This window comes from Pseudoduganella sp. S-14 (genome assembly GCF_049913285.1).
Taxonomy (GTDB): domain Bacteria; phylum Pseudomonadota; class Gammaproteobacteria; order Burkholderiales; family Burkholderiaceae_D; genus Rugamonas.
This window is the reverse complement of record NZ_CP183991.1, coordinates 5199187-5223573: the sequence shown is the minus strand read 5'-3', so window position 1 is coordinate 5223573 and position 24387 is coordinate 5199187. Positions and strand designations below refer to the sequence as shown.

Genomic DNA, 24387 nt, shown 5'->3' with positions numbered 1-24387 from the left:
AGCAAACACTATGAGCATGGTTGAAGTGAAAGTCCCGGATATCGGCGACTTCAAGGAAGTTGAAGTCATCGAACTGATGGTCAAGGTGGGCGACACGATCAAGGTCGACCAGTCGCTGGTGACCGTTGAATCGGACAAGGCATCGATGGAGATCCCTTCGTCGCAGGCCGGCGTCGTCAAGGAAATCAAGGTGAAGGTTGGCGACAAGGTGGCCGAAGGCTCGCTGCTGCTGATCGTTGAAGCATCCGGCGCTGGCGAGGCGCATGCGCCGAGCGCTCCTGCCGCCGCGCCGGCTGCAGCCGCAGCTCCGGCAGCCGCGCCTGCTGCTGCTGCCCCAGCGCCTGCCGCTGCCGCCGCGCCTGCGCCGGCTGCTTCGGGCCCGGTCGAAGTCAAAGTCCCCGATATCGGCGATTTCAAGGAAGTGGAAGTCATCGAAGTGATGGTCAAGGTCGGCGACACCATCGCCAAGGACCAGTCCCTGGTGACCGTCGAATCCGACAAAGCCTCCATGGAAATTCCATCGTCGCACGCCGGCGTGGTGAAAGAGATCAAGGTCAAGGTAGGCGACAAGGTTGCTGAAGGCTCCCTGGTGCTGATCGTTGACGCTGTCGGCGGTGCCGCCGCCCCAGCGGCAGCGCCTGCGCCAGCCGCGGCTCCTGCTGCCGCTCCCGCCGCAGCCCCGGCTCCAGCAGCGGCTCCTGCTGCCGCTGCAGCGCCGTCCGCGCCTGCCGTCAACGGCAAGCTGGCCCACGCCTCTCCATCCGTCCGCAAGTTTGCCCGCGAACTGGGCGTGGACGTGACCCGCGTTGGCGGCACCGGTCCGAAAGGCCGCGTGACCCAGCTGGACGTGCAAAATTACGTCAAGGGCATCGTCTCCGGCGCAGTCGCAGCACCGAATGCCGCACCGGCAGCCGCTGGCGGCGGTGCAGGCCTGAACCTGCTGCCATGGCCATCGCTGGACTTCAGCAAGTTCGGCGAAACCGAGCTGTCCCCGCTGCCGCGCATCAAGAAGATCTCCGGCCCGAACCTGCATCGCAACTGGGTGATGATCCCGCACGTGACGCAGTTCGAAGACGCCGACATCACCGACCTGGAACAGTTCCGCGTCGACAGCAACAACGCCAACGCCAAGAACAAGGACGCCGTCAAGCTCACCATGCTGGCCTTCGTGATCAAGGCCTCGGTGACCGCGCTGAAGAAATTCCCGACCTTCAATTCGTCCCTGGACGAGAAGGGCGAGAACCTGATCCTGAAGAAGTACTACAACATCGGCTTCGCTGCCGACACGCCGCAAGGCCTGGTGGTGCCGGTCGTGAAGAACGCCGACCAGAAATCCGTGACCCAGATCGCCAAGGAAATGGGCGAACTGTCGCTGGCAGCGCGCGAAGGCAAGCTGAAGCCGACCGACATGCAGGGCGCCTGCTTCACCATCTCCTCGCTGGGCGGCATCGGCGGTACTGCCTTCACACCGATCGTGAATGCACCGGAAGTGGCGATCCTGGGCCTGTCCAAGTCCTCCATGAAGCCAGTATGGGACGGCAAGCAGTTCGTGCCGCGCCTGATGCTGCCGCTGTCGCTGTCCTACGACCACCGCGTGGTCGACGGCGCGTCCGGTGCCCGCTTCGCTGCATACCTGGCCGAAGTACTGGCCGATATGCGCAAGATCCTGCTGTAAGGAGGCCGCGATGATCGAAGTTAAAGTACCGAACATCGGCGACTTCAAGGACGTTGAAGTGATCGAGCTGCTGGTCAAGGTTGGCGATACCGTCAAGGTCGACCAGTCGCTGGCCACCGTCGAATCCGACAAGGCATCGATGGAGATCCCGTCGACCCACGCTGGCGTGATCAAGGAACTCAAGATCAAGGTTGGCGACAAGGTGAGCGAAGGCTCGGCGCTGATGGTGCTGGAAGAGGCCGCAGGCGCCGCCGCCCCTGCCGCAGCCGCGCCGGCCGCGGCTCCTGCGTCCGCAGCAGCACCGGCGCCGGCCGCTGCTCCAGCAGCACCAGCTGCTCCCATGGCCGCGCCGCAGGCTGGCGGCTACGCCGGCCAGGTCGACATCACCTGCGACATGATGGTCCTCGGTGGCGGTCCTGGCGGCTACTCCGCCGCCTTCCGCTCCGCGGACCTGGGCATGAACACCGTGCTGGTCGAGAAGTACGCGACCCTGGGCGGCGTCTGCCTGAACGTGGGCTGCATTCCGTCGAAAGCCCTGCTGCACCTGGCAGCCGTGGTCGACGAAACCAGCCACATGGCCAAGAACGGCGTCACTTTCGCCAAGCCGACCATCGACATCGACCAGGTGCGCAGCTACAAGGACGCCGTCATCAAGAAGATGACCACCGGCCTGGCCGGCATGGCCAAGATGCGCAAGGTGAACGTGGTGCAGGGCGTGGGCCAGTTCCTCAGCCCTAACCACATTGAAGTCACTGCGGCCGACGGCAGCAAGAAGGTCGTGCAGTTCAAGCAGGCCATCATCGCCGCCGGCTCCAGTGTGGTGAAGCTGCCATTCGTCCCTGAAGACAACCGTATCGTCGACAGCACCGGCGCACTCGAACTGCGCTTTATGCCGAAGAAGATGCTGGTCATTGGCGGCGGCATCATCGGCCTGGAAATGGCCACCGTGTACAGCACCTTCGGCGCCCGCATCGACGTGGTCGAAATGTTGGACGGCCTGATGCAAGGCGCCGACCGCGAAGCCGTGAAGGTCTGGCAGAAGTACAACGAGAAGCGCTTCGACCGCATCATGACCAAGACCAAGACCGTCGGCGTGGAAGCGCTGCCGGAAGGAATCAAGGTCACCTTCGAAGCCGCCGAAGCCGGCGCCACCGCACCGGAACCGCAGCTGTACGACATGGTCCTGGTGGCAGTCGGCCGCAGCCCGAACGGCAAGAAGCTCGCTGCCGACAAGGCCGGCGTGATCGTCACCGACCGCGGCTTCATCAACGTCGACAGCCAGATGCGCACCAATGTGCCGCACATCTTCGCCATCGGCGACATCGTCGGCCAGCCGATGCTCGCGCACAAAGCCGTGCACGAAGCGCACGTTGCCGCCGAAGCAGCCCACGGCGAGAAGGCGCACTTCGACGCCAAGATCATTCCGTCGGTGGCCTACACCGATCCGGAAGTGGCATGGGCCGGCATCACCGAAGATGAAGCGAAAGCCAAGGGCATCAAGGTCGAGAAGGGTCACTTCCCATGGGCAGCCAGCGGCCGCGCCGTTGCCAACGGCCGTGACGAAGGCTTCACCAAGCTGCTGTTCGATGCAGAGACGCACCGCATCATCGGCGGCACCATCGTCGGCACCCACGCCGGCGACATGATTGGTGAGATCGCCCTGGCGATCGAAATGGGCGCCGACGGCATCGACATCGGCAAGACGATCCATCCGCACCCAACCCTGGGCGAATCGATCGGCATGGCAGCAGAAGCCTACGAAGGCGTCTGCACCGACCTGCCGCCGCCGCGCAAGCGCTAAGCCGTTAGCGCGATGGGAGGACAGCCTGGCGCGTATCGACCGCGATCCAGTTGTCCTCCCAGGTCTTTCCATTGTCGGCGGAGTAGGCCTGCTCAAAGCGCCACTGGTCCGCGCCAAGCGGGATAATCAGGAAGCGGACCAGGATCTTGCGGCCATCCAGCGTGTCCTGGCCGAAGAAGGTGCCGCGCCCCTGCTTGAAGCTGCCGTGCATTGGCTCCGTCATCGCGCCATTGGCGAGATTCGCGAAATGCAGGCTCCACTGCCCGCTCGCAGGCTGGTACAGGCGTAGGGAAACTCCAGCAATCCTGCCGGCAGGGCCCTGCACATCAAATTCAACGATATTTGCCCGTTTTCCCATCAGCGGAGTGACGGTCGTCGTGCCGGCATATTCAAGCCATTCCTGGCTGCCGGTAAGGGGTTTGCTGAGTCGCCGCAGTGTTGTTTGCCAGGTCCCCAATTCCCAATTGAAGTCCTGTTGGCCATCGCTCGCTGAAGGAGCTGCTGCGGGGGCGCCGATGTGGATAAAGAAGACCAGGAGCGCAATGAAGGCAGTTTTCATGGTGATGATCCGGGCGTCGAAAGCACGATCTTAGTCTCGGCTCGCTTGCCCGGACAGGGCCATCATGCGCAATTTTCCTGGGGCCACGCGAGCCCGGGAGTTGCTTACTTCTGGTCGCGGTACTGCTCGAAGTGCTTGCCGTAGTCTTCCCAGTTATCGTCAAACATCTTGTTGAACTGGTCCATGAAGTAGGCCTTGGCTTCTTCTTTCTTCAGTTTGAAGGCTTCCAGGTCAGGCTGGGCACGTGCTACCAGGTAGGTGTTGTAGCGGGCGGCGGCGAACAGCAGGCTGGCGCCTACCAGTTGCGGGGCGCCCTTGTTGCTGTTTTCGTGGGCGTTGGCCAGTGCAATGTAGGCGTCGATGTTCTCGAAGAATTTCTGGTCGTCGTTCTGCTGCTGTTGGGTTGCTTGTTCACTCATGATTTACTACCAATAAGTTGATACTAGGGGTGGGCATCGTGACACAGGAAGCGCGTTGCTGCAATAAAAAAACCGGGCTTTTGCCCGGTTTGTTGTCAGCTCGCAATGAAGCGCTCTGGGATTTCGATACCGCCGCTATTGGCAGCCTCCGCATAGGCCTTGAGTTCATTGATCGCGGCGTCCAGGTGTTCTTTGTTCGGGTTTTCCTGGAAACCTTTGATGCGCTCGTTGATCGTGGCAATTTTCCTGCTCCATTCGAGCCGATCGACCTTGCTCATACAACCTCCCACTTTAATTTTGGTTCTCGAGAAGTTCAGTATCGGGCAGCCAGCCGCGGTGGCACCGTTCGCTAGCGCACATACGCTGCCGCGCGCGCTTAAGGGCTGCTTAACGCTGCAAGACCCCGTGCAGGAACAGGTCCACGCCTTGCTCGATCTCCTCTGGCGTGGTGGCCACGCCGCAGCGAGAGTCGAACAGGAAGCGGCGCAACTGGTCGCCCATCAGGCAGTTCATCAGATGGATCGCCAGCCGCTCCGGCGACGCCTTGGTGTCGAGTTGGGCTCGGACGTCCGGGCGCGCGAAATAACGCGCCACCAGCTCGCGCGTCTGGCGCGGCCCGGCGTCCCAGAACGCCTCGGCCAGATCGGGGTTGGCGTGGGCTTCCGCCACCACGATTTGATAGAGCGCGGTAGCCGCCGGCGTGCTGACCAGGCGGTGGAAGCGCAGGCCGAACTCCAGCAGCGTTTCGCGCACCGGGCGGTGCAGGGTTTCCATGCCGACCGGATCGAAGGCGCCGGCGCGGTGACGCAGCAAGATCGCCTTGAGCAGGCCGGCCTTGCCGCCGAACTTCACATAGATGGTGCGCACGGCAACCCGCGCTTCTTTGGCAATGGCTTCCAGGCTGACCTTGCCATAGCCCTTTTCCAGGATGAGCCGGGCGGCCGTATCCAGCAGGTCGTTCAGGCGCGCTTCGGCCTCGGCGGCCTTGGGGCGCCCGGCTTTGACTGGCTCGATAACTTGTTCAATAGACATGATTGAAAACCGTACGTAATGCCCGAAGGCTAGCAGAGACCCCACTTTATGCCAAATAAAAATGAAATGCAATCGTTTCATTTCTTGACTTTGATCATTGATTGACCAATAATGCACACGACTCATTTCATTTTCAGGGAGTTTCCCACCATGTCCCAGCACAACCCAGCCGAACAAAAAGTGCTCAGCACCGTGCCAGAAGCCGGCGCGCCGCAGGCGGCCAGCGCCACAGCCGCCACTCCTCCGAACCGTCGCGTGCTCGTCATCGCCGGCCTGATCGCCCTGGCAGCCCTGGCCGCTGGCGGCCGCATGTGGTACCGCAGCCACCATTACGTGGAAACGGAAAATGCCTACGTGGCCGGCCACGTGCATCCGGTGTCCTCGCGCATTTCGGGTGTGGTGACCAAGGTGCTGGTAGACGACAACCAGCTGGTGAAGGCAGGCGACGTGATCGCCGAGCTCGATCCCTTCGACCAGCAGGTGAAGGTCGAGCAGATCCAGGCGCAGATCGCCAGCGTGCAGCAGCAGGTGCTGCAGGCAGACGCCCAGATCGCGCAAGTGAATGCGCAAGCCAGCGCCGCTGCTGCGCAAGTGGCGCAGGCGCAAGCCAACCAGTTGCGTGCATCGCAGGACGCCGAGCGTTATGGCCAGCTGTATACCAGCCAGATGAAGGCGGTCTCGAAAGCCGAACTGGATGCGGCCACCGCCGCCCGCGCCAGCGCCACCGCCGACGTGGCGGCACGCAAGGACAGCGCCGTTGCCGCGAAAGCGCAAATCGGCTCCGCCACCTCCGCCCGCGAAGTGCTGAAGGCGCAGGTCAAAGTGCTGCAAGTGCAGCTGAAAGACGCGCAGCAGCAACTGGCCTATAACCGTATCGTCGCACCGGTCGATGGCCGCGTCGGCAAGCGCACCCTGGAAGTAGGCCAGCGCGTGCAGCCAGGCCAGCAACTGGTGGCGCTGGTGCAGGATAATGTGTGGGTCACTGCCAACTTCAAGGAGACCCAGCTCGCCGACATGCGCGTGGGCCAGGAAGTGAGCCTGACCATCGACGCACTGCCCGGCAAGGAGCTGGTTGGCCGCGTTGACTCGTTCTCGCCAGCCTCCGGCGCGCAGTTCGCGCTGCTGCCGGCCGATAACGCCACCGGCAATTTCACCAAGATCGTGCAGCGCGTGCCGGTGAAGATCACTTTCAAGCCGGAAGACCTGAAAGCCTATGAAGGCCGCCTGGTGCCGGGCATGTCGGCCATCGCTGAAGTCAGCATCAAATCGAACACTCAAGCGAACGCAAAATGAGTGCCCCAATGACGGTGCCTGAAGGCCGGGTATCCGGCCGCACCTGGATCGCAGTCGCCGCGGGCATGCTGGGTGCCTTCATGGCGGTGCTCGATATCCAGATCACCAACTCCTCGCTGCGCGACATCCTCGGCGCGCTGAACGCGACACAGGAAGAGGGCTCCTGGATTTCGACCGCCTACCTGGTGGCCGAGATCATCGTGATCCCGCTGACGGCGCTGCTCACGCGCACCTTCGGCATGCGCGGCTACATGATGGGCACCACTGCACTGTTCCTGGTGTTCTCGACCCTGTGCGGCGCGGCCTGGAACCTGCAAAGCATGATCATGTTCCGCATGATGCAGGGCTTTTCCGGCGGCGCGCTGATCCCGATGGCGATGACGCTGGTGATGGCCAAGCTGCCGCCGTCGAAACGCGCAGTGGGCATGGCGATCTTCGGCCTGACCGCAACGCTGGCGCCTTCCATGGGCCCGACCCTGGGCGGCTACCTGAGCGAGCTGTATGGCTGGCCTTCGATCTTCTACATCAACTGGGTGCCCGGCATCCTGCTGATCGCCGGCGTGGCCTATGGCCTCGACCACGAGCAGCGCAAGCTTGGTGAATTGTTCAATGCCGACTGGCTGGGCATCGCCTTCATGGCGATGGGCCTGGGCTGCCTGACCATCTTCCTGGAAGAGGGCAACAGCAAGGACTGGTTCGAGTCCGGCTTCATCATCGCCTTTGCCGGCCTGGCTATCGTGGGCTTGCTGGGCTGGGTGCTGACCAGCGCGATGCGGCCGCATCCCTTCGTCAACCTGGGCCTGTTCACGCAGCGGAACTTCCTGGTGGCGTCGGCGCTGGCGGCGGTGATGGGCATGGGCCTGTACGGCTCATCGTTCCTGCTGCCGCTGTACCTGGGCCAGATCGCCGGCTATTCGCCGATGCAGATCGGTGAAGTGATCATGTGGGCCGGCTTGCCGCAGCTGTTCATCATGCCCTTTGCGGCCAAGCTGTCGATGAAGGTCGACAACCGCATCCTATGCTCGATCGGCCTGGGGCTGTTCGGCGTCTCCTGCATCATGAATGCCTATATGGACGCGACCACCGGCTACGACCAGCTGCTGCTGTCGCAGGTGGTGCGCGCGCTGGGCCAGCCCTTTGTGATGCTGACGCTGTCGAACTTCGCGATGAACGGCATTGCGCCGAAAGACACCGCATCGGCATCGAGCCTGTTCAACATGATCCGTAACCTGGGCGGCTCGATCGGCATCGCCCTGCTGGCAACCCAGCTGACGCAGCGCGAACACTTCCACTCGGCCCGCCTGGGCGAGGCAGTGAACAGCTTCTCGGCCGCGACCCAGCTGCGCCTGGACCAGTTGACGCAGTCGTTTATCGGCAAAGGCTTCGACCCGGTTACCGCATCGGACAAGGCGCTGAAGGCGGTCGATGGCATCGTGCGGCGCGAGTCCTTCGTGATGGCATACAACGACGGCTTCCTGATCGTGGGCGGCATCCTGCTGTCCTGCATCCTGATCCTGTGGCTGTCCGACAAGGTGAAATCCCCTTCGGGCGGCGGCGCTGGTGCGCACTAAATGAGAGTAAGAACTATGAACATCAAAATGATTGCAATGGCAGTCGGCGCGGCGGCGGTATTGGCCGGCTGCGGTACCGTGGGCAGCGACTTCAAGGCGCCCGCAGGCATGAAGGAACAGGCCTTCCGCCACGCGCCGCAAGGCGCAGCAGGCGAAGCCCAACTGCCATCGCAGTGGTGGACCGTGTTCGGCGACGACACGCTGAACCGGCTTGAGCACCAGGCCCTGCGCGACAGCCCGAGCGTCAAGGCGGCGGCGCAGCGCCTGTTCCAGGCCGAAGCGCAACTGGGACTGGTGAAAGCCGGCCAGCTGCCATCCGTGACGCTCAGCACCGGCGTATCGAATTCGCGCAGCTCGGCCAATACTTCGCAAGGCATCGCCCTGGGCCACCGCTCGATCCACGGCAACAACTACTCCGTGGCAGCCGGCTTCTCGTATGAGCTGGACCTGTTCGGCCGCGTGCGCCGCGCCGTGGAATCGGCCGACGCGCAAGCGCTGGCGGCCAGCCATGACCGCGACGGCGTGCTGTTGCTGCTGTCCTCGCAGATCGCCACTACCTACTGGCAGTTGCGCGGACTGGATGCCGAAATGGCCATCCTGCGCGGCGCGCTGGCCACCCGCAAGGAAACCGAGGACCTGGTGAACGCCCGCTTCAACGCCGGCCTGTCGAATGAGCTGGACACCTCGCGTGCCCGCATCGAGCGCGCCAACGCCGAAGCCGACCTGGAAGAAGTGCAACGCCAGCGCAACACGCTGGAACACGCGCTGGCCGTGCTGGTCGGCGCTTCGCCATCGACCATGCAGCTGGCGCAGGCAAGCGCTACAGAACTGCCGGCGCCGCCGGTCATTCCAGCCGGTCTGCCAGCCAACCTGCTGGCCAACCGTCCCGACCTGGCCGCCAGCGTTGCCACCCTGCGCGCGACCAATGCCAACGTCGGTGTAGCGGAAGGCGCGTTCTACCCATCGGTCAGCCTGACCGGCAACTTCGGCTACGCCTCGGAAAGCTTGAGCGATATCAGCAAAGGCGGTTCGCGCGTCTTCAGCCTCGGTCCGCTGGCGCTGTCGCTGCCGATCTTCGACGGCGGCCGCAACCAGTCCAACCTGACGGTTGCCAAGGCCCGCTACGAAGAAGCGGTAGCCAACCACGAAGGCAAGCTGCTGACTGCCTTGCGTGAAGTGGAAGACGCCCTGTCCGACGTGCAGCAGCGCACGCAGCAAGGCAAGGTTCAGGCCACTTCCCGCGAAGCGGCCACCCGCGCCTACGACGTGGCCCGCGCCCGTTACGAGCGCGGCATCAGCACCTACCTCGACGTCACCGACGCCCAGCGCAGCGCCCTGGCCGCCGACCGCGCCGCCGTGCAGATCAACACCCAGCGCATGCTCGCCACGGTCAGCTTCGCCCGCGCCCTCGGCGGCGGCTGGCAAGCCCCGACTTTTTAATCGGTTGGGCCGAGGCGGGACAGCACGAAGTCGATGAAGCTGGTCAGCTTGGGTGTGGGCTGGCGGTTGCGGGGGTAGAGCAGGTGCATGGGGCGCGGGGTGGGCAGGTAGTCGTCCAGCACGCGCACCAGGCGGCCGGCGGCGATGTCTTGCGCCAGCGCTGTTTCGGCTTGCATGATCAGGCCGAAGCCTTTCAGCGCGGCTTGTTTCAGGGCGTAGCTGTTGTTGGCGCGCAGGCGACTGAGCGGTACGTTGCGCGCGTCTTTCTCTCCCTTCAGCCGCCAGCGTGCCTGCGGCACCCAGCCGCTGAATTCCAGGCATTCATGTTGCGCGAGGTCGGCCGGTAGCTGCGGCGCGCCGCGCCGTGCGAGGTACTCGGGCGAGCCGCAAATCGCCAGGCCATAGGGCCGTAGTGGCCGTGCAACCAGCGATGAATCTTCCAGCTTGCCGATGCGCACGGCCACGTCGAAGCCTTCTTCCACCATGTCGATCATGCGGTCGTTCAGGTTCAGGTCCAGGCTGACTTCCGGGTACATTTCCAGGAACTCGGGGATCATGGGGCTGAGCCATTCCATGCCGAACGAGACTGCTGCCGACACCTTCAACACACCGCGCGGGGCCAAACGCATGGTTTCGGCCAGGCTTTCCGCCGCGCTGATCTGCGCCAGGATGGTTCGGCATTGCTCGGCATACTGGCGGCCGATCTCGGTCAGGGACTGGCGCCGCGTGGTGCGCGTGAGCAGGGCGGCGCCCAGCTTCTGTTCCAGTTCCCGCACGTGCTTGCCCACCATGACGGCGGAAATGCCGAAGCGCTCGGCTGCGGCCGTGAAGCTGCCCGTGTCGACGGCGGCGACAAATACTTCCATGCTGCGGAGCTTGTCCATTGCTAATCATGAGTTTGTAATTAACTAAATGATAGCTCATTTATTCCTGTGGTGACGGAGCGCATACTGGCGTCACTTCGAAACCCAACAGGAGATTCAACATGAAAAAGATCATCGTTATCGGCGCATCGGGCACCATCGGCAAAGGCATCGTGGAACAACTGGGCTTGCGCCATGAAGTGATCAGCGTGGGCCGCAGCAGCGGCCAGTTCCAGGTCAAGATCGAAGACCCGGCGTCGGTGCAGGCGCTGTTTGAACAAGTCGGCAAGGTGGATGGCGTGGTAGTCGCTGCCGGCGATGCGCATTTCGGCGCGTTGCAGGAGATGACCGCGGAGCAGTTCCAGATCGGCCTGAACTCCAAGCTGCTGGGCCAGGTGAACGTGGCGCTGGCTGCGCAGAAGTACCTGAATGACGGCGGTTCGATCACCTTGACCAGCGGCAGCCTGTCGGACAATCCGGTCCGCTACGGCGTCAATGCCACCACCGTCAACGCTGCCGTGGATGGCTTCGTGCTTGGCGCAGCCATTGAGCTGCCGCGCGGGCTGCGCATCAACTCTGTCAGCCCGACCCTGGTCAACGAGTCGGTGGAAACGTATGGCCCTTATTTCTACGGCGTTGAAACCGTGCCAGTGAAGCGCGTGGCCCTGGCTTACAGCCGCAGCGTGGAAGGCGCGGACAACGGCAAGACTTACCGCGTGTGGTAATGCGTACGGTCCTGGTTATTGGCGGCACCGGCACCATCGGCGGCGCCGTGGTGCGGGAGCTGGGCAAGCGCCATCGCGTGATCACCGCTGGCCGGCATAGCGGCGATCATCGCGTGACAATCGAAAACGTCGCTTCGGTGCAGGCCCTGTTCGCGGCAACCGGCAGGGTGGACGATGTGGTGGTCGCTGCGGGTGCGCTTCACGTCGGCCCGCTGCAAGCGATGACGCGCGAGCAGTTCCGCATCGGTCTCGATTCAAAGCTGATGGGGCAGGTGAACGTGGCGCTGGTCGCGCAGCATGCGCTGAGCGATGGCGGTTCGATCACCCTGACCAGCGGCGTCGATGCGCACCATCCGCTGCGCGGCTGCGTCAACACGGTGACCGTCAACAACGGCATCGAGGGCTTTGCCCGCGGCGCGGCGGTGGAGCTGCAGCGCGGCCTGCGCATCAACGTGGTCAATCCTTCGCTGCTGGAGGAGTCGGCGCAAAAATTCGAGTCGCTGTTTCATGGCTTCGAGCCCGTTCCGGCCAGCCGCGTTGCACGCGCCTACAGCCGTTGCGTGGAAGGCGCGGAAAGCGGAAAAACTTACCGCGCCTGGTAGACGCAGGCATACAATGTGGCCTTCCTTTCAACTGTAGAGAAAAGGCCACATGAAAAACCTCCTGTCCCCGCTGGTGCTGGCGATTGCCAGCGCCACCGCTGCCGCTGCTCCTGCCGCTGGTCCTGCTGATGTAGCCGAGTTGCAGAAGATGACCAAGCGCTACGCGCCGGTACAGCTGAAAGCCGATACGTCCCGGCTTTCCGCCGGCGACCGCCAGGCGATCAAGAAGCTGATCGAAGCGGCGAAGATCGTCGATACCCTGCAACTGCGCCAGCGCTGGTCGGGCAACGAGGCCTTGTACGCTGCGCTGCAAAAGGACGAGTCCGCGCTGGGCAAGGCGCGCGCCGAATACTTCTGGCTGAACAAGGGCCCGTGGTCCATCCTCGACGACCACAAGTCCTTCCTGCCGGCGGAAGTAGCGGGCATCAAGGTGCCGGACCATAAGCCTGCCGCCGCCAACTTCTATCCGGAAGGCGCCAGCAAGGAAGAACTGGAAGCCTGGATCAACGGTCTGCCTGCCGCGCAGAAGCAGGACGCGCAGTGGTTCTTCACCACCATCCGCAAAGGCGATGACGGCAAATTCAAGATCGTGAAGTATTCGGAGGAATACAAGCCGGAGCTTGAAAAGCTGGCCAGGTTGCTGAAGGATGCCGCTCTCGCCACCAGCAACGCCTCGCTGAAAAAATTCCTCGACTTGCGCGCGGACGCATTCCTGTCCAACGATTACCTGCCATCCGACTTTGCCTGGATGGACCTGGATTCGCCGGTCGACGTCACCATCGGCCCATACGAAACCTATAACGACGAACTGTTCGGCTACAAGGCTGCCTTCGAAGCGTATGTGAACATCCGCGACGAAAAGGAAACCCGCAAGCTGGACTTCTTCGCCAAGCATATGCAGGAGCTGGAAGACAACCTGCCTGTCGATCCGAAATACCGCAACCCGAAAGTCGGCGCCGTTGCGCCGATGGTGGTGGTAAACCAGGTCTACGGCGCGGGCGACGGCAATATGGGCGTGCAGACTGCCGCCTACAACCTGCCGAACGATGAACGCATCATCAGCCAGCGCGGTTCCAAGCGTGTGATGCTGAAGAACGTGCAGGAAGAAAAATTCAAGGCCACGCTGACGCCGATCGCCAAGCTGGTGTTGCGCCCAGCGGACCAGAAGGACCTGGACTTCAACTCCTTCTTCACCCATATCCTGGCGCACGAAATCACGCACGGCCTGGGTCCGCACATCACCAAGGCCGGCGCTACGGAGTCGACCCCGCGCCAGGACCTGAAGGAAGCCTATTCCACCATCGAAGAAGCGAAAGCCGACATCACCGGCCTGTTCGCCTTGATGTACATGATGGAGAAGGGTCAGTTGAACGACACCCTGGGCCAGGGAGAAGCTGCGGAGCGCAAACTCCACACGACCTTCCTCGCGTCGGCCTTCCGCACGCTGCACTTCGGCCTGACCGACTCGCACGCGCGCGGCATGGCGATCCAGGTCAACTACCTGCTGGACAAAGGCGGCTTCGTGTCGCACGGCGACGGCACCTTCTCGGTCGACTCCAGGAAAATCAAGCAGGCGGTGACCGAGCTTGACCGCGAGTTCCTCACCATCGAAGCGACCGGCGATTACGCGCGCGCCAAGGACATGATGGCGAAGTACGTCGTCATTCGCCCTGATGTGCAGAAGGCCTTGGACAAGATGAAGAAAGTCCCGAACGACATCCGTCCATCTTTCCCGACTGCCAACTCCTTGCTCGCAAAATAAACTTGCCGACTAGCTCAGCCAATATTTTGTAACAGCGCAGAAACTCCGGTAACAGCTTGCCGTAAGGCATGTATAGTTGTAGCCAGTTACCGGAGTTCCGTTATGAAGCTGAGCCTGTCCATCCTGCTGTCCTTCTTCGCTGCTTCTGCTGGCGCTGCACAGCTGACCGAAACTGAAACGCGCTGGCTGCAAGCCGGCTCCCCTGTACTGGCATACGCCAAGCAGGAACTCAAACTCCCGATCGATATCGTGGTCCAGCCGCAAGCCGGCCCGAACGACGTGCCGCTGGCGATGGGCTTTGCCGACGGACGCTGCAAGCTGGTGTTTTCCATGCGCGGCAATCCGCAGGCGGAACAAGTGCTGTCGGGCGTACCTGCCGAGCAGCAAAAAGTCCTGATCGAAGCCATGACGGCGCACGAGGTGGGCCATTGCTGGCGCCAGGCGCACGGCAGCTGGCACGCCTTGCCGGCCGGCTTTGTCGAAGGGCCGCATGAGCAGCTCGACAATCCGGAATTGCAGGCATTGTCCAAGGCCATGCGCGACACCCGCCGCGAGGAAGCCTTCTCCGACCTGGTGGCATTGGCATGGACGCAACGCGCCAACGCCGCGCAATACCATCAGGTGCATGCCTGGCTGATGCAAGTGCGCCAACCTGTTGAGCACGGTTCACACAACACGCGTGCATGGCTGCAACTTGCCACCAGCAGCGCTGTGTTCGCTGGCGAACATAACCCCTTCGAGCAGGCACGGGTGTTGTGGGGCAAAGGCTTACTTAAAGACGAGCAATAACGCGACTGTGTTCGGTCGCGCACAGAAATTAGTCCGCGGGAGGCGTGTAATTCCCCATGCAAACCATCCTAAAGGGGACTAACCATGAAGAAAATCCTGTGTATTTCGCTGGCTGCCCTGTTCAGTACTTCGTTCGCTGTCGCGCAGGCTGCCGATAACGATGCCTACAAAGCTGCGAAGGATAAGGCTGAATCCGACTACAAGGTTGCTAAAGACAATTGCAAGAGCCTGAAGGGTAATGCCGAAGACATCTGCAAGGACGAAGCCAAAGTAGCCGAAGCTCGCGCTATCCTGGATGCGACCAGGCAGCACCAGAACACGCCAAGGGACGTCGAAAAGGCCCAGAAAAAACTGGCTGATGCCGAGTATGACCTGGCCAAGGAACGTTGCGACGATATGAGCGGTTCGGCCAAGTCGGCCTGCAAGTCGGACGCCAAGTCCGCCCATAAGACCGCGCTGGCCCATGCCGGCACGCCAAGCACCACTGAGACCATTGCCCAGGACACCCGCGAAGCTGGAACCAACCTGGCCAATACTACGCGCGAGGCAACTGCCGATACACGCGCGGCAGCACGTGACGCGACCGCCGGCACCCGTACCGCGATGTCCGATACCATGATCACCACCAAGGTGAAGGCTGAGTATGCGGCCGATCCGCTGGTGAAAGCCATGGACGTTCACGTGGAAACCCAGAAGGGTATCGTCATGCTGAGCGGCTTCGTGCCATCGAAGGCAGAAGCTGACAAAGCTGTCGAACTGGCCCGCAAAGTCGAGGGCGTGCAGGAAGTGAAATCTTCCCTGCAGATCAAGAAATAAACAGGCGCCTCGCGCCAAAGAAGGGCCGGCCCAGCGCCGGCTTTTCTATTTCTTGCATTCATGACGATCATCATCTAATATCCAGGGCATGATTGCACAAACTCTCTCCCAGCGGCTGCAACGCCGCGGCATCCACTACGCGTGGGTCATCGTTGCCTTGACCTTCCTCACCGGGCTGACGTCGTCGGCGGCACTGGGCTTGCCGGGCGCGCTGCTGCAGCCGCTGAGCAAGGAGTTCGGCTGGGGCGTCGACCAGATTTCGTCGGCGCTGGCGGTGCGCTTCGCCTTGTTTGGCCTGATGGGGCCTTTCTCGGCGATCCTGATGGAGCGCTTCGGCTTGCGCAAAGTGGTGGTGACGGCGCTTGCCCTGATCACGGCGGGGTCCTTGCTGGCGCTGGGGATGACGCAGTTCTGGCACCTGGTGCTGTTGTGGGGCCTGATGCTGGGCGTGGGCTCGGGCATGACGGCGCTGGTCTTGAGCGCCGTAGTCTCCAGTCGCTGGTTCGAGACCCGCCGCGGCCTGGTGGTCGGCTTGCTGACGGCCAGTTCGGCAACCGGGCAGTTGATCTTCCTGCCGGTCGGCGCGTGGCTGGTGGAGCATTTCGGCTGGCGCATGGCTGTCGTGCCGGTGCTGGTGGCGTGCAGCGTCATTGCGATTGCCGTGTTCTTCCTGATGCGTAATCGCCCGGCAGACGTGGGCCTGGTGCCGTTTGGCGCAACGCAGCCTCTGGCAACAACTGCGGCACCGATGGCGATCGGTTTCGCAACGCCGTTCCGCATCCTGCGCGAAGCGTCGGGCAGCGTGGTGTTCTGGCTGCTGGCCGGCAGCTTCTTCATCTGCGGCCTGAGTACCAATGGCCTGATCCAGACCCACTTCATTTCCCTGTGCGGCGATGCCGGCCTGGGGCCGGTGCCTGCGGCGTCGGTACTGGCGATGATGGGCGCGTTCGACCTGATTGGCACCATCCTGTCCGGCTGGCTGTCGGACCGCTACGACAATCGCAAGCTGCTGTTCTGGTATTACAGCCTGCGCGGCCTGTCGCTGCTGTGGCTCCCGTATTCGGAGTTCACGCTGTATGGACTGTCGATATTCGCCATGTTCTATGGCCTGGACTGGATCGCCACCGTGCCGCCGACCGTGCGCCTGGTCGCGACGACCTTCGGCAAGGAAAAAGCCGGCATGGTGTTCGGCTGGATTTTCGCAGCCCACCAGTTGGGCGCCGCAGTCGCGGCGTTCGGGGCGGGGCAGGTGCGTACGCTGCTGCTTACCTACAATCCAGCGCTGTTCACGGCGGGCGCTGCCTGCCTGGTGGCGGGCTTGATGGTGCTGGCGATCCGGCTGCGGCCTGCCGCCGCAGCGGCGCCGGTCGCAGCCAGCGCCGCATGAAGGTCAGGACTGGGCCAGGATCGCCAGGCTGACGATGATGCCGGCAAACCATACCACCGTGCGCATCGTCGCCAGGTTGCTGATGTAGATGATGCTGTAGGTCACGCGGATCAGGACGAAGGACATCGCCAGGATGTCGATGCGGTCCTGGTTGGCGTGGGCCTGCTGCGCGAGGATGACGGCGGCAATGAACAGCGGCAGCGCCTCAAAGCCGTTGTGCTGTGCGGCGATGGCGCGCTTCATCCAGCCGGCCTGGCGGCCGGCCCAGTCGCGCGGATCGGTATTGTCGTAGCGGTCATTGCTCGTGACCGAGGCGACCTTGGATGTCATCGCAACGACCATGGGCAGCAGGCAGGCCGCGGCGATACACCAGTTTGCAACCGTCATTATTGACTTCTCCTCTTATTGAAGGTATTTGGCGAGCCAGCCGTGAACTTCGTTGTAGAAGTAGCGGCTGTTTTCGCCTTTCAGGATCCAGTGGTTTTCGTCCGGGAATACTACCAGTTTGCTAGGGGTATTCAAACGTTGTTGCGCCGCGAAGTTCATCAGCGCGTTGTTGACCGGTACGCGGTAATCCAGTTCGCCCACGGTAATCAGGATCGGCGTCTTGAAGCCGGTGCCTTTTTCGTGGTTCTCACCTTGCATGATCGGGCTTTGTTCGCGCCATACCGGCAGCTTGCTCCATACCGGTCCGCCGCCGTTGACTTCACGGCCGTAGATGCTGTCGCTGGTGCCCCACTGCATCACCAGGTCCATCTCGCCGGCGTGCGACACGATGGCCTTGTAGCGGGTGGTGGTGGCCTGCAGCCAGTTGGCCAGGTGGCCGCCGTAGCTTGCGCCGCCGGCTGCCAGCCTGGTGCTGTCGATGAATGGATATTTCTTGATCGCTTCGTCCACTGCCCAGTTGATTTCGTCGCCCGGGCCTTTCAGCGGGTCATGCTGGATCGAGCGCGCGAACTCTTCGCCGTAGCCGGTGGAGCCCTTGTAGTCGGTCAGCAGCACTACATAGCCCGGCTTGGCCAGCAGGTGGTAGTTCCAGCGCAGCACGAACTGGTCGCGCCACATGTTTGCCGCGCCGCCGTGGATTACCGCGAACAGCGGGTATTTCTTGTTCGGGTCAAAGCCGGCTGGCTTGACGATCATGTTGTGGATCTGGCGGCCGTCCGGAGTCTTGTACCAGAAATGCTCGGGCGCCTGCCAGTCGATTGTCGCGGCTTTTTCCACGTTGAAGGAGGTCAGGCGCTTCGGGGCGCCGTTGAAGGAGTAGATTTCCGGTGGGTTGATGGCCGATTCCCACACGCCTACCAGCGCCTTGCCGCCCGCGTTCAGCGAATTGATCGAGCCGTTCGGCAGCGATGGTTCTTCGCGCTTGTCGCTGCCGGCGTAGTTCATCGAACTGACCTTTTCCAGGCCGGCGTGTTCGAAGGAGTAGTAAATGCGCTTGCCGTCGCCTGGCAGGGCGATGCGCGAGATCGATCGGTCCAGGTCCTGGGTCAGGATCTTCGGTTGGGTGCTGGTGAACGGCCAGGCGAAGCTGGCTACGCGGGTCAGGTCGTACACCTTGTTCGGTACTTCTTCTTCGGTCAGCGCGAACAGGGTCTTGCCGTCAGGTGAAAAGCGCAAGTCGTGGTAGCTGCGGCCGTCCTTCGTCAACTGGGCCGGCTCGCCGCCGGCCAGCAGCACGCTGTAGATCTGGGTGAAGGTGGAGGCGCGTGCGGCTTCATCACGGTTGGTGGAAACGGCGAACACCACGCCTTTGCCGTCGGGCGTCCAGACCGCGTTCAGGGACTGTCCGTCGTCGCCCTGGCTGCCGCCGAACCCCGGCAGGTCGGCCAGCTTGCTGCCGGCCAGGATATCGCGCGGCTTGGCGTCGGCCTGCGCATCCATCACGAACAGGCGCACCTTCTTGTCGTCCAGCCATTTGTCGAAGAAGCGCGGCGGGAAGGATTCGTAGGCGCGGGCGCTGTATTTGCGCTCCTTGCGCTCCTTGGCGACCTTCTTCACTGCTTCTTCATCGGTGGTGCCGGGGAAGATCTCGCTGACGAACAGGATCTGCTTTCCATCCGGGCTCCACTTCGGCATGCGCGCGCCCAGCGTCAAGGTGGTCATGCGCTGCGCTTCGCCGCCGCTGGCAACGTCGAGGCGGTAGATCTGCGGCGCTTCGTCGCCTTCGCGCTTGGCGACGAACAGCAGGAAGCGGCTGTCCGGCGACCAGGCGTGGGCGGATTCTCCGCCTTTGCTGAAGGTCAGGCGGCGCGGTGCGCTATCGTCCACCAGGGACTTGATCCAGATGTCGGACCATTGCTCCTTGCTGTCGTAGGCCGGATCGGTGACCGAGAACACGGCCCATTTGCCGTCCGGGCTGGGCTGCGGGGCGCCGACGCGCTTCATCAGCCACACGTCCTCGTGGGTGATGGCGTGTTTGGCCGGCTCGACTGCTGCCGCCTGGGACAGGCCGGTGCATGCAGCGAGGATCAGCAGGGAAGTGAGCTTGGGGAGGATGTTAGTTGCACTCATTGCAATGGCTTCGTTGGAACTAGGGAGCGAGGATAGTGCGGAATCGGGACTCCCGTGTCAACGTGCTGTTACTTAGTCGTTACAAAGGACGAGCGTGCTAGACTCGCGCCCCATGAATTCCATCCTCGCCCTGAAGCTCTTCCTCGTTCCCTCATTGATCTATGCCGTCACGCTGGCCGGCCGGCGCTGGGGGGCCGGCGTTGCCGGCTGGCTTTCGGCTTTTCCGATCGTCGCGGGGCCGATACTGCTGGCGATCTCGCTGGAGCAGGGCGCCGGGTTTGCCGCGACGGCGGCGGAAGGAACCCTGATGGCGGTACTGGCAATGATTGCCTTCAGCCTGGCGTATGCCTGGGCTTCTGGCCGGATGGGTGTCGCCGGCGCCATGCCGCTCGCGCTGGGCGCATGGGCGCTTGCGGTGGCGGGATTGCAGTCGCTGCACCTGGCATTGCCGTTTGCTGCGGTGGCTGTTGTCGTCGCGCTGCTTGTCGCGCCTCGCCTGTTCCCTGCGGCGCCGGCTACGCCGTCCGCTGCCGCGAGTGCGAATCCAGTTCGGCGTGGCGGCGACTTGCCGTGGCGGATGCTGGCAGGTGCAGTGCTGGTGATGTCGGTCAGCGCGGCGGCCGCAGGGCTGGGACCGCGCCTGAGCGGTTTCCTGGCCATGTTCCCGGTCATGGGCACGGTGCTGACGGGCTTCACCCACGTACAGGCAGGCCGCAACAGCGCGGTGCAACTGCTGCGCGGCACCATGCTGGGCTACTTTGCCTTTGCCGCATTTTGCGTGGCGATCTCGCTGCTGCTGCGCGCGCAGCCGGTGGCGGCATCTTTCTTCTGCGCCTTTGTTTTTGCGCTGACTATCCAGCTATTGGTGAAAGCCGCATGGTCAAAGCGCCTGGCGACATGACAAAGCCGTGGTATTCCTCGCTGTCTCCTGCGACGGAAACCAGGTTGAAGCGCCCCAGCAGGCAGGCCATGGCCACCTTGATTTCCAGCAGCGACAGGTAGCGTCCCGGACAGAGGCGAGGGCCTGAACCGAAGGGCATTGCAAGCTGGCGCGCATTGCTGCCATCCAGCCAGCGCTGCGGATCGAAAGCGGCTGCATTGCGCAGCTTCGCTTCCGCCACGCTGTCGTGCCGCAGCACGCACCACACCACGCTGTCCTTCGGCACCTGCACATCGCCCACCACGCAGTCGCGGTTGGCCTGCAGTGGGATGAAGGGCGCCGGCGGCTTCAGGCGCATGGCCTCGTGCGCGCAGGCGTCGATGTATTCCAGCTGGTCCATCTGCTCGATGCTGAAGGTCGCCGGATCGGGCGCGATGCGCCGCACCTCCTCCTGCGCGCGCTGCAGCGCCGCCGGATGGCGCGACAGGAGCCAGATCAGCCAGGACAGGGCGCTGGACGTCGTGTCTTCGCCCGCCAGCAGCATGGTGCTGACATTGCCCACCACGGCGGCATGGTCGATGCCGCTGCCTTCCTGGTCCGCTGCGGCCAGCATCGCTTCCAGCATGTTCTGCGGTTTTTCGGCGCGGGAAGGATCGTCGTGCATGCGCTGGCGCGCCTTGGCGATGAAGCCATTGCTTGCTTCGCGCATGGCGAGGACCGCGGCCTCCAGCTTGCGGTCGTAGGGCAGCTTGACGTAGCGCCAATACGGGACCGGCAGCAGGGAACGCCGCGCGGTACCTTCCATGATCAGCTCCAGCTGCTGCTGCACCACGTCGTCGCCATGCTCGATGGTGTTGACTTCTTCGCCGAACGCCAGGCCGGCGATCACGTCCACCGTGTAGCGCTTCAGGTCCGCATTCAGGGCGATAGGGCGACCTTCATGCGCTGCCTGCGCCCAGCGTGCCTGCAGCCGTGTACCGACGCGCGCCAGCAGGGGGAAATAGGCCTTGATCGCATGCGGTGCGAACGCCTGCATCACCATCTTGCGCTGGTTGCGCCAGGCCGCGCCTTCGGCAAGGAAGACACCGCGCTCGCCACCCATTTCATCGGACACCTGGGCCGTGACGTCGGGGCGCCGGAAGCCGTCAGGCCGGTCGCGCAGTATGCCATTGACCAGCGCCGCATCGGCAACCACCAGCGCCTGGGAGCGGCCTATGCTCATGCGGAACAGCGAACCGTATTGCTGCGCCAGGGCCTCGACATCGGCATGCACCTTGCGCGGTCGCAGTTGCAGGATATTGCCGAGCAAGGGCAGGCCCTTGGGCCCGGGCAGGTCGGAGAGTTGGCGCAGCGCGCCGCGAGTGGAGGCGGTTGTCGTATTCATGCGGCCAGTATGCGTCGACCGTGCGGTCGGGTCTTGAACATTTGCGACATCGCGCTACAATGCTGTGCATGTTGCCAATTAGTAAATTCATCGTGCCGCGCCGTTCGCTCGCCTCCTGCCTGCGTGCGATCGTCGTGCGCAATACGGTCGGCTGCGAGCTGCCCGACGAGCAGCGCCTCAACCGTTATCCGGCGACAGGTTTTCCGGTGCTGTTCCTGCAACTGGTGGGCGAGTCCCGGATGGTTGAGCCGCCGATGGCGGAGCAATGCCCGGAGGGCGGGGTGCTACTGTCGGGCGCGTGGACCGGTCCCACGGTGACCGCCAACCCGGGGCCGACGCATTTCATGACCGTGCTGTTTTTCCCTGAAGCGCTGCACCGCCTGACGGGAATCGATATGAGCACCATCGTCGACCAGTTCCAGCCGCTGCACGCTTTGCTCGACGCCGAATGGCAGCAGCTGGGGGCGCAAATGCTTGTCGCGCCCGACGACGAAACGCGTGTAGCCTTGCTGGAGGATTTCCTTGAGCCGCGCTGGCGCGCCGTGCGCGATGAGAGCACTTTCGATGGCGCGGTGGGCGACTGGGTGCGCCGCATGGAAGGCCGGGCGGCCGCCGCAGGCATCGGCCGCAGCGTGCGCATGGCCGAACGCCGCATTCGCGAATGGGCAGGCCAGCCGCTGCGCCGCCTGCGCCGCTCCTATCGCGCCGAGCAGACCTTCATCGCCGCGCGCGACGCCGCGCTGAAAGGCAAGGTTTCGCTCGGCGACATGGCGCAGCTGGGCGGTTATTCCGACCAGTCGCACATGAGCCGCGAAGCGCGCGAGATCAGCGGGCTTAGCCCGTCCGAGATCCTGCGGCGCGGGCTGGAAGACGAAACCTATTGGGTCTACCGTATCTGGAACTAGCCGCACGGCGCCATTCGCTATAATCGTCTCGCCATGACAGATTTTGACGACGACGAACAGTTGGTGACTGAGCTGGGCCTTGCAGCCCGCGGCATCGAACTGGCAAAGCAGGAAGGCCGCGTATTCCTGCGCTTTACAGGTTCTGTGGAGCTGGACGGCCTGCACATTCCCTACGACCTGGTGCCGCAGCAAGGCGTGCTGGCCAAGCCATCCAAATGGCGCAAGCTGGAGCGTGATGGTCGCGCAGCCCTGCTGCTGGAACGCGGCAGCGACGCGGCGCAGGCCGCCCTGCATGCTGACGTCGTCGCCTTCGCCGCCGAGCTGCGCGAGGAATGTGACGACTACGGCATGCGGCCGATGGACTTCCTGCATGCGCTGGAAGACATGCAGACCTCCGAGCCGGCCGGCATCGTCTTCGATCGCATCCGCCAGCGCCTGGAACATGCGCTCGAGCGCCATCGCGAAGAACGCCACGCCGAGCGCACGCGCCAGAGCATCAACCTGGCCGAATACCCCGATACCTTCGAAGTCGCACGCCGCCTGCCGCGCAAATTCATCGCGCTGCTGGGGCCGACCAATTCCGGCAAGACCCACAAGGCGATGGAAGCGTTGGCCAAAGCGCGCAGCGGCGTCTATCTGGCGCCGCTGCGCTTGCTGGCGCTGGAGAACTACGAGCGCCTGCAAGCCTCCGACCCGGATCTGAAGGTCAGCCTGGTAACCGGCGAAGAGCGCCGCATCGAGGAAGGCGCAAGCCACGTCGCCAGCACGGTGGAAATGCTGGACACGCGCACGCAGGTCGAGGTGGCCGTGATTGACGAGATCCAGATGCTGTCGGACCGCGATCGGGGTGCAGCCTGGACCGCCGCCGTTTGCGGCGCGCCGGCACGCACGGTCTACCTGGTGGGCGCGGCCGAAGCGCGGCGCGCGGTGGAAGCCCTGGCCGAGCGGCTGGAATGCCCGATCGAAGTCCATATCCTGAAGCGCAAGGCGCCGCTGTCGATGGAGCCCTCCGCCGTGCGCAAGCTCAAGGCGCTGCGCAAGGGCGACGCCGTGATCGCCTTCTCGCGCCGCGAAGTGCTGATGTGGCGCGACATGGTGACTGAAGCCGGCCTGTCAGTCGCCACGGTGTACGGCAACCTGTCGCCCGAAGTGCGGCGCGCGCAGGCGCAACGCTTCCGGGACGGCCATGCCGACGTGGTAGTGGGCACGGATGCCATTGCCATGGGCCTCAACCTGCCGATCGAGCGCGTGGTGATGACTACCACCGTCAAGTACAACGGCTACGAGGAAGAGGAAATTCCCGCGGCCCTGGCACGCCAGATCGCAGGCAGGGCAGGGCGCTACGGCGTGCACGAGGAAGGCCACGTGGCGGGCTACGACGACGAGACGCACGGCGTGATGCGCTCGCTGCTGAAGGAAAAACTGCCGCCACTGAAAGCCACAGGTTTCGCCGTGGCGCCGACGCTGGAGCATCTGCACCGCATCGCTTCCGTCACCGGCGAGGATTCGCTGGCGCGCTTGCTCAAGCGCTTCGTTCACAATATCGACGTGCCGGACGGTTTCTTCTTCCCGCGCATCACCGAGGAGCAGTTCGAGCGCGCTGAATGGCTGGATACCTTGCCGCTGTCGGTGGCGGACAAGTTCACCCTGTCGCTGGTACCGGTTTCATCCAACGTGGTCACGCTGCAGAAGGCCTGGGAACACTGGTGCGTATCGCTGTCGCGCCAGCGCGTGACCCACCTGCATCCGGAGCAGAACCCGCTGCAGTGGATGAACCTGCAGGAAGCGGAAGATGCCTGCCGCCTTTACTCGGCCTACGCCTGGCTGGGCTACCGCCTGCCTGAATTCTTCCCCGACGTGGCGCAGGCGCTGGAGCTCTCGCGTTCCGCCTCCGAACGGGTGGACGGCATCCTGCAAGACCAGAACGCCGCCAACCGTCGCCGCCAGCCCAAGCGCTTCCGCTAGCA

The 24387-nt window shown here is 63.4% G+C and carries 22 protein-coding genes; 14 read left to right on the top strand and 8 right to left on the bottom strand.

Annotated features, from left to right (window positions below; translation table 11 throughout):
- Positions 1-10 precede the first annotated feature (10 nt).
- Entirely contained in the window at positions 11-1675 is a 1665-nt protein-coding gene (gene aceF, locus ACN9MZ_RS24080) for a dihydrolipoyllysine-residue acetyltransferase (RefSeq protein WP_426339372.1), read from the top strand.
- A gap of 10 nt (positions 1676-1685) precedes the next feature.
- Complete coding sequence (gene lpdA / locus ACN9MZ_RS24075) at positions 1686-3476, top strand: dihydrolipoyl dehydrogenase (RefSeq protein WP_426339371.1); 1791 nt, start codon at positions 1686-1688, stop codon at positions 3474-3476.
- Between the two features lie 4 nt (positions 3477-3480).
- Here the strand turns inward: lpdA and ACN9MZ_RS24070 are convergent, their stop codons facing one another.
- From ACN9MZ_RS24070 to ACN9MZ_RS24055, 4 genes are all read right to left on the bottom strand, one after another.
- A complete protein-coding gene (locus ACN9MZ_RS24070) occupies positions 3481-4035 on the bottom strand; it encodes a hypothetical protein (protein ID WP_426339370.1) in 555 nt (184 codons plus the stop codon).
- A 104-nt stretch (positions 4036-4139) separates the two neighbouring features.
- Positions 4140-4454, bottom strand: a complete 315-nt coding sequence (locus tag ACN9MZ_RS24065) for a DUF3144 domain-containing protein (protein ID WP_426339369.1) — start codon at positions 4452-4454, stop codon at positions 4140-4142.
- 95 nt (positions 4455-4549) lie between these two features.
- Positions 4550-4732 carry a hypothetical protein gene (locus ACN9MZ_RS24060; protein WP_130310722.1) on the bottom strand — a complete coding sequence of 61 codons (183 nt, stop codon included), beginning with the start codon at positions 4730-4732 and terminating at the stop codon, positions 4550-4552.
- A 109-nt stretch (positions 4733-4841) separates the two neighbouring features.
- The gene (locus tag ACN9MZ_RS24055; protein WP_426339368.1) at positions 4842-5486 is read right to left on the bottom strand and encodes a TetR/AcrR family transcriptional regulator; all 645 of its coding nucleotides are present in this window, start codon (positions 5484-5486) and stop codon (positions 4842-4844) included.
- 150 nt (positions 5487-5636) lie between these two features.
- On the opposite strand from ACN9MZ_RS24055, the gene ACN9MZ_RS24050 reads away from it, so the two are divergent.
- The 3 genes from ACN9MZ_RS24050 to ACN9MZ_RS24040 are packed head-to-tail and all read left to right on the top strand — an operon-like array spanning position 5637 to position 9790.
- Positions 5637-6779 (top strand): HlyD family efflux transporter periplasmic adaptor subunit, encoded by a 1143-nt coding sequence (locus ACN9MZ_RS24050; RefSeq protein WP_426339367.1) that lies wholly within the window; start codon positions 5637-5639, stop codon positions 6777-6779.
- An 8-nt stretch (positions 6780-6787) separates the two neighbouring features.
- Complete coding sequence (locus ACN9MZ_RS24045) at positions 6788-8350, top strand: DHA2 family efflux MFS transporter permease subunit (RefSeq protein ID WP_426339366.1); 1563 nt, start codon at positions 6788-6790, stop codon at positions 8348-8350.
- Between the two features lie 15 nt (positions 8351-8365).
- Positions 8366-9790: an efflux transporter outer membrane subunit gene (locus tag ACN9MZ_RS24040; RefSeq protein ID WP_426339365.1), complete on the top strand. Its 1425-nt coding sequence runs from the start codon at positions 8366-8368 to the stop codon at positions 9788-9790.
- Here the strand turns inward: ACN9MZ_RS24040 and ACN9MZ_RS24035 are convergent.
- Positions 9787-10674: a LysR family transcriptional regulator gene (locus tag ACN9MZ_RS24035; protein ID WP_426339364.1), complete on the bottom strand. Its 888-nt coding sequence runs from the start codon at positions 10672-10674 to the stop codon at positions 9787-9789. The genes ACN9MZ_RS24040 and ACN9MZ_RS24035 overlap by 4 nt on opposite strands.
- 101 nt (positions 10675-10775) lie before the next feature.
- Between ACN9MZ_RS24035 and ACN9MZ_RS24030 the strand changes: the two genes are divergently transcribed.
- The 6 genes from ACN9MZ_RS24030 to ACN9MZ_RS24005 all read left to right on the top strand — a co-directional run bounded on the left by ACN9MZ_RS24030 (position 10776) and on the right by ACN9MZ_RS24005 (position 16734).
- On the top strand, positions 10776-11378 hold the full coding sequence (locus tag ACN9MZ_RS24030; RefSeq protein WP_426339363.1) for a short chain dehydrogenase: 603 nt from the start codon (positions 10776-10778) through the stop codon (positions 11376-11378).
- Entirely contained in the window at positions 11378-11980 is a 603-nt protein-coding gene (locus ACN9MZ_RS24025) for a short chain dehydrogenase (protein WP_426339362.1), read from the top strand. Before ACN9MZ_RS24030 ends, ACN9MZ_RS24025 begins: the two co-directional genes overlap by 1 nt.
- A 49-nt stretch (positions 11981-12029) precedes the next feature.
- Positions 12030-13742, top strand: coding sequence for a dipeptidyl-peptidase 3 family protein (locus ACN9MZ_RS24020; RefSeq protein WP_426339361.1), 1713 nt, complete (start codon positions 12030-12032; stop codon positions 13740-13742).
- 102 nt (positions 13743-13844) lie between these two features.
- Positions 13845-14531, top strand: coding sequence for a hypothetical protein (locus ACN9MZ_RS24015; RefSeq protein WP_426339360.1), 687 nt, complete (start codon positions 13845-13847; stop codon positions 14529-14531).
- Positions 14532-14615: 84 nt separating this feature from the next.
- Positions 14616-15347: a BON domain-containing protein gene (locus ACN9MZ_RS24010; RefSeq protein WP_426339359.1), complete on the top strand. Its 732-nt coding sequence runs from the start codon at positions 14616-14618 to the stop codon at positions 15345-15347.
- 88 nt (positions 15348-15435) lie between these two features.
- Complete coding sequence (locus tag ACN9MZ_RS24005; RefSeq protein ID WP_426339358.1) at positions 15436-16734, top strand: MFS transporter; 1299 nt, start codon at positions 15436-15438, stop codon at positions 16732-16734.
- A gap of 3 nt (positions 16735-16737) precedes the next feature.
- Here ACN9MZ_RS24005 and ACN9MZ_RS24000 read toward each other — a convergent pair whose 3' ends face one another.
- Together ACN9MZ_RS24000 and ACN9MZ_RS23995 are read right to left on the bottom strand one after the other, a co-directional pair.
- Complete coding sequence (locus ACN9MZ_RS24000; protein ID WP_426339357.1) at positions 16738-17121, bottom strand: MAPEG family protein; 384 nt, start codon at positions 17119-17121, stop codon at positions 16738-16740.
- A 15-nt stretch (positions 17122-17136) separates the two neighbouring features.
- On the bottom strand, positions 17137-19251 hold the full coding sequence (locus ACN9MZ_RS23995) for a prolyl oligopeptidase family serine peptidase (protein ID WP_426339356.1): 2115 nt from the start codon (positions 19249-19251) through the stop codon (positions 17137-17139).
- A 112-nt stretch (positions 19252-19363) separates the two neighbouring features.
- Here ACN9MZ_RS23995 and ACN9MZ_RS23990 point away from each other — a divergent pair, with 112 nt between their 5' ends.
- Positions 19364-20152: a hypothetical protein gene (locus tag ACN9MZ_RS23990; RefSeq protein WP_426339355.1), complete on the top strand. Its 789-nt coding sequence runs from the start codon at positions 19364-19366 to the stop codon at positions 20150-20152.
- Here ACN9MZ_RS23990 and ACN9MZ_RS23985 read toward each other — a convergent pair.
- Entirely contained in the window at positions 20103-21515 is a 1413-nt protein-coding gene (locus tag ACN9MZ_RS23985; RefSeq protein ID WP_426339354.1) for a cytochrome P450, read from the bottom strand. The genes ACN9MZ_RS23990 and ACN9MZ_RS23985 overlap by 50 nt on opposite strands.
- Before the next feature lie 68 nt (positions 21516-21583).
- Here ACN9MZ_RS23985 and ACN9MZ_RS23980 point away from each other — a divergent pair, with 68 nt between their 5' ends.
- The gene (locus ACN9MZ_RS23980) at positions 21584-22420 is read left to right on the top strand and encodes a helix-turn-helix domain-containing protein (RefSeq protein WP_426339353.1); all 837 of its coding nucleotides are present in this window, start codon (positions 21584-21586) and stop codon (positions 22418-22420) included.
- A 33-nt stretch (positions 22421-22453) separates the two neighbouring features.
- Positions 22454-24385, top strand: a complete 1932-nt coding sequence (locus ACN9MZ_RS23975; protein WP_426339352.1) for a helicase-related protein — start codon at positions 22454-22456, stop codon at positions 24383-24385.
- Positions 24386-24387 lie beyond the last annotated feature (2 nt).

Bases quoted from the DNA above. Each gene is read 5' to 3' on its own strand.
- aceF (WP_426339372.1), top strand. From the start codon at position 11: ATGAGCATGGTTGAAGTGAAAGTCCCGGATATCGGCGACTTCAAGGAA.
- lpdA (WP_426339371.1), top strand. From the start codon at position 1,686: ATGATCGAAGTTAAAGTACCGAACATCGGCGACTTCAAGGACGTTGAA.
- ACN9MZ_RS24070 (WP_426339370.1), bottom strand. From the start codon at position 4,035: ATGAAAACTGCCTTCATTGCGCTCCTGGTCTTCTTTATCCACATCGGC.
- ACN9MZ_RS24065 (WP_426339369.1), bottom strand. From the start codon at position 4,454: ATGAGTGAACAAGCAACCCAACAGCAGCAGAACGACGACCAGAAATTC.
- ACN9MZ_RS24060 (WP_130310722.1), bottom strand. From the start codon at position 4,732: ATGAGCAAGGTCGATCGGCTCGAATGGAGCAGGAAAATTGCCACGATC.
- ACN9MZ_RS24055 (WP_426339368.1), bottom strand. From the start codon at position 5,486: ATGTCTATTGAACAAGTTATCGAGCCAGTCAAAGCCGGGCGCCCCAAG.
- ACN9MZ_RS24050 (WP_426339367.1), top strand. From the start codon at position 5,637: ATGTCCCAGCACAACCCAGCCGAACAAAAAGTGCTCAGCACCGTGCCA.
- ACN9MZ_RS24045 (WP_426339366.1), top strand. From the start codon at position 6,788: ATGACGGTGCCTGAAGGCCGGGTATCCGGCCGCACCTGGATCGCAGTC.
- ACN9MZ_RS24040 (WP_426339365.1), top strand. From the start codon at position 8,366: ATGAACATCAAAATGATTGCAATGGCAGTCGGCGCGGCGGCGGTATTG.
- ACN9MZ_RS24035 (WP_426339364.1), bottom strand. From the start codon at position 10,674: ATGGACAAGCTCCGCAGCATGGAAGTATTTGTCGCCGCCGTCGACACG.
- ACN9MZ_RS24030 (WP_426339363.1), top strand. From the start codon at position 10,776: ATGAAAAAGATCATCGTTATCGGCGCATCGGGCACCATCGGCAAAGGC.
- ACN9MZ_RS24025 (WP_426339362.1), top strand. From the start codon at position 11,378: ATGCGTACGGTCCTGGTTATTGGCGGCACCGGCACCATCGGCGGCGCC.
- ACN9MZ_RS24020 (WP_426339361.1), top strand. From the start codon at position 12,030: ATGAAAAACCTCCTGTCCCCGCTGGTGCTGGCGATTGCCAGCGCCACC.
- ACN9MZ_RS24015 (WP_426339360.1), top strand. From the start codon at position 13,845: ATGAAGCTGAGCCTGTCCATCCTGCTGTCCTTCTTCGCTGCTTCTGCT.
- ACN9MZ_RS24010 (WP_426339359.1), top strand. From the start codon at position 14,616: ATGAAGAAAATCCTGTGTATTTCGCTGGCTGCCCTGTTCAGTACTTCG.
- ACN9MZ_RS24005 (WP_426339358.1), top strand. From the start codon at position 15,436: ATGATTGCACAAACTCTCTCCCAGCGGCTGCAACGCCGCGGCATCCAC.
- ACN9MZ_RS24000 (WP_426339357.1), bottom strand. From the start codon at position 17,121: ATGACGGTTGCAAACTGGTGTATCGCCGCGGCCTGCCTGCTGCCCATG.
- ACN9MZ_RS23995 (WP_426339356.1), bottom strand. From the start codon at position 19,251: ATGAGTGCAACTAACATCCTCCCCAAGCTCACTTCCCTGCTGATCCTC.
- ACN9MZ_RS23990 (WP_426339355.1), top strand. From the start codon at position 19,364: ATGAATTCCATCCTCGCCCTGAAGCTCTTCCTCGTTCCCTCATTGATC.
- ACN9MZ_RS23985 (WP_426339354.1), bottom strand. From the start codon at position 21,515: ATGAATACGACAACCGCCTCCACTCGCGGCGCGCTGCGCCAACTCTCC.
- ACN9MZ_RS23980 (WP_426339353.1), top strand. From the start codon at position 21,584: ATGTTGCCAATTAGTAAATTCATCGTGCCGCGCCGTTCGCTCGCCTCC.
- ACN9MZ_RS23975 (WP_426339352.1), top strand. From the start codon at position 22,454: ATGACAGATTTTGACGACGACGAACAGTTGGTGACTGAGCTGGGCCTT.